This is a genomic window from Mycobacterium sp., assembly GCF_019243155.1.
In the GTDB taxonomy this organism is placed as follows: domain Bacteria; phylum Actinomycetota; class Actinomycetes; order Mycobacteriales; family Mycobacteriaceae; genus Mycobacterium.
On sequence record NZ_JAFAUS010000490.1, the window covers coordinates 1 to 8,883 of the forward strand.

11 protein-coding genes and 1 pseudogene are annotated in these 8,883 nt (G+C 65.5%); all 12 read right to left on the reverse strand.

Going from position 1 to position 8,883, the window contains the following annotated elements; genetic code table 11:
* The coding region (locus JOZ00_RS24575) for an acyl-CoA dehydrogenase family protein (protein WP_293349363.1) at positions 1 to 614 on the reverse strand (614 nt) is incomplete at its 3' end.
* Positions 611 to 1,750: an acyl-CoA dehydrogenase family protein gene (locus JOZ00_RS24580; RefSeq protein WP_293349366.1), complete on the reverse strand. Its 1,140-nt coding sequence runs from the start codon at positions 1,748 to 1,750 to the stop codon at positions 611 to 613. The genes JOZ00_RS24575 and JOZ00_RS24580, both read right to left, overlap by 4 nt.
* Entirely contained in the window at positions 1,747 to 2,292 is a 546-nt protein-coding gene (locus JOZ00_RS24585; RefSeq protein ID WP_293349369.1) for a carboxymuconolactone decarboxylase family protein, read from the reverse strand. Before JOZ00_RS24585 ends, JOZ00_RS24580 begins: the two co-directional genes overlap by 4 nt.
* Before the next feature lie 8 nt (positions 2,293 to 2,300).
* Positions 2,301 to 3,146: a TauD/TfdA family dioxygenase gene (locus tag JOZ00_RS24590; protein WP_293349372.1), complete on the reverse strand. Its 846-nt coding sequence runs from the start codon at positions 3,144 to 3,146 to the stop codon at positions 2,301 to 2,303.
* A 31-nt stretch (positions 3,147 to 3,177) separates the two neighbouring features.
* Positions 3,178 to 3,519, reverse strand: coding sequence for a hypothetical protein (locus tag JOZ00_RS24595; RefSeq protein WP_293349375.1), 342 nt, complete (start codon positions 3,517 to 3,519; stop codon positions 3,178 to 3,180).
* On the reverse strand, positions 3,516 to 4,784 hold the full coding sequence (locus tag JOZ00_RS24600; RefSeq protein WP_293349378.1) for an aromatic ring-hydroxylating dioxygenase subunit alpha: 1,269 nt from the start codon (positions 4,782 to 4,784) through the stop codon (positions 3,516 to 3,518). The genes JOZ00_RS24595 and JOZ00_RS24600 overlap by 4 nt, the downstream gene beginning before the upstream one ends.
* A gap of 49 nt (positions 4,785 to 4,833) precedes the next feature.
* Positions 4,834 to 5,583, reverse strand: coding sequence for an SDR family NAD(P)-dependent oxidoreductase (locus JOZ00_RS24605; RefSeq protein ID WP_293349381.1), 750 nt, complete (start codon positions 5,581 to 5,583; stop codon positions 4,834 to 4,836).
* A pseudogene (locus JOZ00_RS24610) lies at positions 5,580 to 5,852 on the reverse strand (2Fe-2S iron-sulfur cluster-binding protein); the annotation flags it as partial. The gene JOZ00_RS24605 and the pseudogene JOZ00_RS24610, both read right to left, overlap by 4 nt.
* A gap of 121 nt (positions 5,853 to 5,973) precedes the next feature.
* Positions 5,974 to 6,423 (reverse strand): MarR family transcriptional regulator, encoded by a 450-nt coding sequence (locus tag JOZ00_RS24615; protein WP_293349384.1) that lies wholly within the window; start codon positions 6,421 to 6,423, stop codon positions 5,974 to 5,976.
* Positions 6,407 to 7,672, reverse strand: a complete 1,266-nt coding sequence (locus JOZ00_RS24620) for an amidohydrolase family protein (RefSeq protein WP_293349387.1) — start codon at positions 7,670 to 7,672, stop codon at positions 6,407 to 6,409. Before JOZ00_RS24620 ends, JOZ00_RS24615 begins: the two co-directional genes overlap by 17 nt.
* Positions 7,669 to 8,004 (reverse strand): hypothetical protein, encoded by a 336-nt coding sequence (locus JOZ00_RS24625; RefSeq protein ID WP_293349393.1) that lies wholly within the window; start codon positions 8,002 to 8,004, stop codon positions 7,669 to 7,671. Before JOZ00_RS24625 ends, JOZ00_RS24620 begins: the two co-directional genes overlap by 4 nt.
* Positions 8,001 to 8,883 (reverse strand): SRPBCC family protein (locus JOZ00_RS24630; protein WP_293349390.1); only part of this gene is annotated, 883 nt, incomplete at its 5' end. The genes JOZ00_RS24630 and JOZ00_RS24625, both read right to left, overlap by 4 nt.

An 8,883-nucleotide genomic window follows, 5' to 3' on the forward strand; every position in this document is an offset into this window, starting at 1 on the left:
CGCAACGTGATTCCCGGATGTGCGATGGGCACCAGGAACATCGTCAGGCCTTCGTGCTTGGGCACATTCCAGTCGGTGCGCGCGAGACAAAGCCCGTAGTCCGCGGCGAACGCGCTGGTGCTCCAGGTCTTGGCGCCGTTGACGATCCAGTCGTCGCCGTCGCGTTCGGCTCGGGTGATCAGGCCGGCCAGGTCCGAGCCGCCGCTGGGTTCCGAGAGAAGCTGGACCAACACCTCGTCGCCGCGCAGCGCGGCCGCGATGTGCTGGGTCTTTTGGGCTTCGGTCCCCGTATCGAGCAGGGATGCGCAGCATATGGTGAACGTCGGGACGTTGAGGATCACCGGCATCTCGTACGGGATGCTTTCGGCGGTGAACGCCTGCTGATAGACGACGTCCAAGCCGAGGCCGCCGTATTCACGGGGGAAGCAGATTCCCGCGAATCCGCCTTCGTACAAGCGCTTTTGCAGCTCGCGGGCCCGCTGCCAAGCATCCTCGTCGTCGCGCGCCGCGTTGGGGGGACGGTCGGGATCCAGGCGCGGCATGTTGGCCGCCAGCCACTCGCGGGCGCGGCCGCGGAACGCGTCGACCGATTCGGTGGCCTGCACCGCGGTCATGCGGGGACTTTCGCATTGCCCGCGAGACGGTAGATGGCGCGGTGGTGCTCGGAGGGCGTACCAAAAAGGTTGCGATACAGCGTGATCCGGCGCAGGTACAGGTGCAGGTCGTGCTCCCAGGTGACGCCGATGCCGCCGTGCAGTTGCACGCAGTCCTGTACCAGCGGGCCCGCGTGCTCCCCCAGGTAGGACTTGGCCGCGCTGACCCACAATCCGGCGTCGGGTTGGCGGGCTGCCACTTCATCGACGGCACCTTCGGTAATGGCCCGGCACGCGTGCTGCCACATCGTCATGTCGGCGAACCGGTGTTTGAGTGCCTGATAAGAAGCCAGCGGCCGGCCGAAGCTGTGGCGGTCTCGGGCCCACGCGATGGTCATGCCGAGCACCGCATCGAGCATCCCCACCGTCTCGGCGCACTGCAGCACCATCGCGATGTGGCTTTGCCGTTCGATCAGTTCCGGCGTCTGCTCGGCCGATCCCACCGCGGCGGCGGCAGCCACCTCGACGGCGTCGAATTCCACCCGCGCGTATTGCTTGACCATGTCGATGCACCGTTGCCGGTGCACGGTGACGCCCCGGGCGTCGGTCGAGACGAGGAACTGGCATGGGCCGTCGTCCGTGCGCGCGGTCACCAGCAACACGTCGGCCTGGGGGCCGGCTTCGACGCGGTCTTTCACGCCGTCGAGGCGATAGCCGCCGGCGGTCACCTGGGCGGTCAACAGCGGATCGTGTGGGGAGAAGGCGCGTCCGGGCTCGTCGACGGCCCAGCTGGCGACCGTCTGGCCCGCGATGAGCGCGTCGATGGTGTCGGCGTGATCGTCGTGGTTGTCGGCGTCGACCAGCCCGGCCAGTACGGTGCTCACCGGGTGTAGGGGCCCGGGTGCGACGGTGCGCCCGATCTCTTCGGCGATAGAAGCCAAGTCGTGCAACGGGTTTCCGGACACGCTGCCGCCGCCGAGCTCCTCGGGAACCAGCAGGCTGGTCCAGCCGAGTTCGGCAGCGCGATGCCACCAGGTGGGATCGAAAGACTGCCCGTCGGCGTGCAGGGCACGCACATCGGCCAGCGATGCCCGTTTGTCCAGAAACGCGCGTGCGGTGGAGACGAACAGGGCGGCCTCGGCCGATGAATCGCTCACGCCTGCTCCTCCTGGACACCGAACGTGTTGACCGCTATCGCCAATAGAAGATAGCCCCCGATCGTGAAGACCAGATCCATGCATTGCTCGTCGCTGAAACGGTGGCCCAATTCATCCCACGTCGGCGGCGCGACGGTGTGCTGGGTGACGAGATCGTCGACCGCTCGAACCACCAAGCCGTCCAACGGGTCTGAGCAATCCCCCGAGCGGACCGCGTCGATGTCCTCGGCGCTCAAACCGGCCCGCCTGGCGAGTGGAATGTGATGCGACCAGAGGTATTCGCAGTCGGCGCGATGCACCACCCGCAGCAGCGCGACTTCCCTTATCCGCGCCGACAGCGTCGAGTCCCTCAGCAGGTAGGAGTTGAAGGGGAGATAGGCACGGGTCAGGTCGGGGTGGCGCACCATGGTCGCCAACACGTTGCCGGCGCCGCTGGGATTGGCGCGGTCGGCGGGGATCAATGACGACAGGGCAGTGCGAGCGCGCTCGTCCCACTCGTCGGCCGGCAACGGTGTCAACCGAAGGGGATGGGAGTTGGCCATTACGAGGATTATTCGATCGGTTCGTCGCCGAGCACGGTGGTGCGCAGCATTTCACGTCGCGACGTCGGGTCGTACGGGGCCGCGCGGTGCAGCACTCCCCGGTTGTCCCAGATGACGGTGTCGCCGACCGACCAGTCGTGGCTGTAGACGTTTTCGGCCACGGTCGCACGCTGGAGCAACTCGTCGAGCAGGGCCCGGCCTTCGTCGAGGTCCATGCCGACCACGTAATCGGCCGAGGCGCCGAGCACCAGCGACTTGCGGCCGGTGCGGTGCGTCCACACCAAGGGGTGTTCGTGGGTGCGCCGGGATCGCCAGCGCGCCACCTGTTCTGGCGTGGGGTCAGGAGTGATGCGCCGCTGCGAGGCTTCCAGGGAGTGCACGACGCGAAGCGCGCCGAACCGGTCCTTCTCCGCATCGCTCAGCGCTTCGTAGGCGGCGTAGGAGTTGGCGAATTCGGTTTCGCCGCCCCACTCCGCCACCTGCAGGGCCGATAGGACGGTGGCCTTCTGCGGGCAGTCGTCCCCGGTGGGCGTGCAGCCGTCTATGTGCCAGTCGAAGGTCGCCTTCAGGTAGGCCGCGGAGGCGTTCTTCGATGTGTCCAGCGTGATCGGGTAGATGCCGGGAACGGGGTGGTGCCCGTCGGAGGAGTGGTCGATCTCGCCCAGGCGGCGGCAGAACGCCACCTGGGTCTCGGGGTCGAGCCGCAAGCCGCGGAAAACCAGAACGCCGTTATCCTCCAACGCATCCAGGATAGTTTCGCCGACCGGGTCATCGGATGCGAGATGGGCTGGATCCAGCCCGGTGACCTCGGCGCCGACGGAATCGCGGAGCTTGGTAATGGTGAGCAGACTCATGGTCTGGCCTTTCTTTCCGATCTGGCGAATATCAGGGCACCGGCTCGCCGGTGCGGATCATGACGGCGTCGGCGGCGCACACCGGTGCGGGCTGATGCATGATCTCCACCGCCATGGCGACCATGACGAGCGAATAGATCATGTGCAGCAGGTTGAGCACATCGTCGGGCAAGTTCTCCAGGGGAAACTTGTCGCAGTATTCGATGGCTTCTTCGAGCCGCGGGAAGAACGCGTCGTAGAACTCCCGCATCTGCGGCATCGTGCTGGCGATGCGGGCGTCCCATCGTTCGGTTTCGGTTGCCAGGCACCAGGTTTGGGCGTACTTCTCGAGTTCGGCGAACGCGCTGGGCAACAAGGCTTCCGACATCGTCACACTCCCGCCGGCGCCGGGTTCTTCTCGCGTTGGTAGGCATCGACCCAATCGACCACCACTTTGTGCAAGTGGCGCACCAGTATTTCCTGGTCGTTGAGGGGGAATTCGTCGACGATGCCGTATTCGAGCGCGGCCTGTGTCCCACCGAGCATGCCGGCGTCCTGCAATGCGAACTCCTTGAGCACCACGGCCGCCACTTCGTGTTCGATGCGTTCGCGCACGCTGCCCGCGGGATGGAAGTAGGTGTAGGCCTCGAAGCGATGCGTGTTGTAGGAGGTGGGCCAGTATCGGTACAGCAGGTACCAACCGCCGTAGATCAGGATCTCGATGTTCGGGAAGATCTGGAAGTTGCTGATTCCCCACGGCTCGATCCCGCCGGGGTTCAGCCCGGCCGGCAGTTCGCCGACGTCGGGCGTCCGCCAGGGACCCACCAACCCGCTCTTGGTGGCCCGTTCGATCGGATACATGTAGTCCTCGGGCAGCAGCCACCGCCGGCGGCCCGCCGTGGACACCAACCGGTGCGGGCCGTCGAGTTGGAAGTGCCCGCAGGTGAATCCGGCGTTGGGGTCGCGCACCTCGGGCGGTACCTGCTGTGGATGCAGCGAAGGCACGTGATAGTACTCCTGAAACGCGTCGGCGAAGATCTTCCAGTTGCTGTTGTTGTGCGCGACCCACTCGTAGCGTTCGGTCAGTTTGTCGAACGGATAGCCGTCCAGGCCGGTAACCATGGGGCCCAGGAATTCTCGCAGGCTCTGTCGCGGTTCGCGGTCGAGATTGATGAAGACGAATCCGTTCCACACGTCGCAGTGCACGGGCGCCAACCCGTATTCGGACATGTCGAGGTCGAAGAATTCGGACTCCTGCTGGACGAATTTCAGTGCGCCCTCGAGGTCGTAGCGCCAGCCGTGATACTTGCAGGTGAACTGCCGGCAGGTCCCCCGTGTCTCCTCGCCCGGAAAGTCGTTCCACACCAGCTTGTTTCCCCGGTGCCTACAGACGTTGTAGAAGGCGCGGATCTGCTCGTCGCGCCCCTTGACCAGGATGACCGAGGTGCGCGCCGCCTCGATCTCTTTGGTGAGATAGCTGCCGACACGCGGCAACTCCTCAACTCGGGCGACGTTGAGCCAGGCCCGCTTGAAGATCGCTTCGCGCTCGAGTTCATAGAACTCGGGGGAGGTGGAGTCACGGAAGGATACCGGGCCGGTCCCCAGTTCGGAGTAGTGCTCGGTCCAGGAACCCTCGACGGGCCGTCCTGCTCGCGTCATCTCTACCTCCTTGTCCGCAACCCTGAAAAGCGCAGCATCACAATGGTTGTCATAGCACCGAGCCGCCGTTGACCCCGATCACCTGACCGGTGATGTAACGCGCCTCTTCGGAACTCAGGAACCCGACCGCGGCGGCGATGTCGGCACCGGTGCCCAAAAAGCCAACGGGGATGTTGCCGGCGATCGTCTCGTTGGGCGGCAGGTATCCCGCGGCTTGCGACTGGTGCTGCATCGGCGTCTCGATGCCCGACGGCGGAATGGTATTGACCGTGATCCCGTGTGCGGCGTACTCGCGGGCCAGCGACTTCGTCAGGGTCATGACCCCGCCCTTGGCGGCCGCGTAATGAGCGGCCTTGGGCGAACCGCGCTGCGCGCTCGACGACGAGATCGTAATGATCCTGCCCCATTCCGCGGCCAGCATGTCGGGCAGCGCGACCTGGCAGCAGTGGAACGTGCCGGTGAGGTTGACGTCGATGATCCGCGCCCAGTCCTCGGCGGTGATCTCGGTGAACGGTGCGAAGCCGAACAACCCGGCACTGGTCACCAACACCGTCACCGGCCCCAGCTCACTGCGGACTTTGGCGAACGCCTGCTCGACGGCGGCGCGGTCGGTGACGTCGGCGCCCAGACCAATCGAGGTCACTCCGTTCGCGCGAAGGTCGTCGGTAACTCGTTGAGCCGCTTGCTCATTGACGTCGAGCACGGCGACCTTGAGGCCGCGCCGGCCCAGTTCGTGACAGGTGGCCTCGCCGATGCCGGACGCGCCTCCGGTCACCACAGCCACCCTGGGTGCGTTCACTCGTAGACCACCCGTACCGTGCGGCTGGTCGGCAGCGCCTGGCAGGTGAGGACCCATCCCTCGTCGACCTCGTCGGGCTCGAGCGCGTCATTGTTGATCATGCGGGCACTCCCCTCGGTCAACCGCGCCATGCACGTTCCGCAGGAGCCGACTTCGCACGACGACGGTGCACCCAATCCGGCCATGCGCGCGGTCTGCAGCAGGGTGTCGCCCTGCGAGTAAGGCACCACCGTGGAGCGTCCGTTGAGCTCGATGGTCACCTCGTCAGGCGTGCTCGGCACGTCCGTCGAGTTCCCGACGTGCGATAAGGCGGCGAAGTCTGGCATCGCTAGCACGTTATCAACTACTTGTCATTAATATCAAGTACTAGATACTCCTCGGTGGGCGGCGTCAGTCGACGTGGTCGTTGAAAAGCTCGTGGCCAGTGCCCTTTTCGACGATGCGGCCCAGCAGGTCCCGCAGGGCCTCCTGCTCTTCGGTGGTCAGCACGCCGAATACCCGGTCGTGCGCGGCGACCGCTTCGCTCACCACCACAGCGGCGACATCGCGTCCTTCGCCGGTGAGGTAGGCCTGCAGGATGCGCCCGTGTTGGGGGTCTCGCTTGCGTTCCACCAGGCCGCGGCGCTCCAGCGACGTCAGCGCGAACTGCACACCTTGCGGGCTGATCAGCAGGCGCCGAGCCAGGTCGGCCCCGGACAGGCCGGGTTCGTTGGCAAGCTGGCGCAGCACACCGATCTGGGCCGTGCTCACGCCGTGCGCGCTCATCGCGTCGTTGATGGTGGTCAGCGAGTAATAGAAGGCCTGCTTGAGCAGCCACATGATGTTATCGGTGAGTTCCATGCTCGCCTCCCGCATGTTTGTAGATCTGGCCGCCCTTCATGACGAAGCCGACGTCGAGCGTGGTTCCGATGTCGTGTGAGGGGTCTCCGGGTACGGCGATGATGTCGGCGAGATAGCCGGGAGCAAGCCGGCCCAACTCGTCGTCGGCTTCCACGAGTTCGGCCGCCACCACGGTGGCGGCCCGGATCGCCTGCATCGGCGTCATCCCGCGATCCACCAGTGCCCGAAGCTCTTTGGCGTTCTCGCCGTGCGGAATCGCCGGCGCGTCGGTGCCACAGGCGATCCGCACCCCGGCAGCGATGGCCTTGGGCAACATCGCTTTTGCCTGTGGGAAGACTTCGTTGGCCTTTTTGCGTAGTTCCGGTGCGATCCGGTCGATCGCCATCGCCTCGGTCAGATAGGTGGTGGAGACCAGGAAGGTGCCGTGATCGACCATCATCTGGATCGTCTCGTCGGTGGCCAGAAAGCCGTGCTCGATGCAGTCGATCCCGGCGCGGATGCAAGCCTGGATCGCCTTGTCGCCCACCGCATGTGCGGCGACGCGCACCCCGGCGCGGTGGGCCTCGTCGGCGATCGCGGCGAACTCGGCGTCCGAGTACTGCTGGGCGCCCGGGGCGGTGCTGTGCGACATGACGCCACCGGACGCCGACACCTTGATCAGCTTGGCGCCGTGGCGGACCTGGTAGCGAACGCAGGCGATCACATCGGGCACGCCGTTGGCGATGCCCTCCGCCACCGACAACGGCATGATCCCCGGCGCCAGGCGCTGGAAGACCGTCGGATCCAGGTGCCCGCCGTAGGGGGTGACCGCATGGCCGGCCGGATAGACGCGCGGCCCGGCGTGCCAGCCCTGATCGATGGCGCGCTGCAGTGCAACGTCGAGCAGATAGCCGCCGGTCTTGACCATCAGCCCCAGGTTGCGCACGGTGGTGAAGCCGGCCTCCAAGGTGGTGCGCGCGTTGACCGCGCCACGCAACGTGCGATACGCGGGGTCGTCCTGTACCCCGTGCATCGGGGCGGGCAGTCCCTCGGGACCGCCGGGTCCACCGATGAGCAGGTTGAGTTCCATGTCCATCAGACCGGGCAGCAGCGTGACGTCCCCGAGATCGATGACGGTGGCCGAATCCGGCAGTGGGCCTTCGGGATTGACCGCGGCAATCCGTTCCCCGTCGACGACCACCACGGCCGGCGAATGGACCTGACCGGCGTCGACGTCGGCCCAGCGCGCGGCTCGCAGGACGGTGGTCACGGAACGGGCTCAGACACGCAGTTCAACGTGGACGCACCGGAGTCGGGAACCCGGGGCTGCTTCCAGCACTCCACCGGGAACGACACCATGATCATCGAATACAGCAAGTGCATCAGATTGAGGACATCGTCCGGCAAGTCGTCGAGGGGGAACTTGTCGCAATAGGTAAGCGCCTCCTCGGCGCGCGGGGTGATCGCGTCGTAGAAGGCCTTCATCTCGACCATCGAGCTCGCCAGTCTTTTGGCGTAGCGCTCCGGTTCGGTGGGCAGACACCACTCGGTGAACGGCTCCAGGTCGGCGAATTCACTTGGCAGCAGAGCGGACATCGTCACACCCCCGCCGTGCTCGTGCGCCGGTAGTCCTCGATCCATGCCGCGGTCTCCTTGTGGAGATGCCGGATGAGGATCTCCTGGTCGCAGAGCAGGAACCCGTCGAGCACCCGGGATTCGATCATCGACTGCGTCGCCTCGAGGGTATTGGCGTCCTGCAGGCCGTATTCCTTGAACGTCACCGCAGCCAGTTCCTGAGCGACGCGCTCACGCGGCGTGCGCGGCTGCGGGAAGTACAGGGTGCCCTCGAAGATGTGGCTGTTGTACGAGGTCGGCCAGTAGTGATAGGTCAGATACCAGCCCTGGCCCCAGAACAACACCACGAAGTTGGGGAAGAGCTGGAACGAATCCAGGCCCCACGGATCGCATTTCGCCGGATTCAGCCCCGGCGGCATCTCCCCCAGATCCTGTTTTTCCCAGGGGCCGAAAAGGCCGCTCTGACAGATGTCCTCGATGGGCTTGCGCATCTCGTCCGCCATCTCCCAGGCCCGGATTCCCGAGGTGCTGACCAAACGGTGCGGGCCGTCAAGGCGGTAATGCGGGGCCTCAAATCCCGCCTCGGCGGCCGCCTTTGAATACGCCGTCGGCGACTGCGTCGCGTGCAGCACGGGCGCGTGGTAGAACTCCTGGAACGCGTCCATGTACAGCTTCCAGTTCGCCTTCACCTCCGAGCGGTAATAGAAACGCGAGGTCAACTTGTCGAACGGGTAGCCCTCAAGCCCCAACACCATCGGTCCGAGGAACTCGCGCAGCGGCTGTTCGGGTTCCTTGGCGAAGTTGACGAAGATGAAGCCCTCCCAGACATCGCAGTGCACCGGCACCAGGCCGTAGCGGCTTTTGTCTAGGTCGAAGAACTCCTCCTCCTGCTGCACGAAGGCCAGG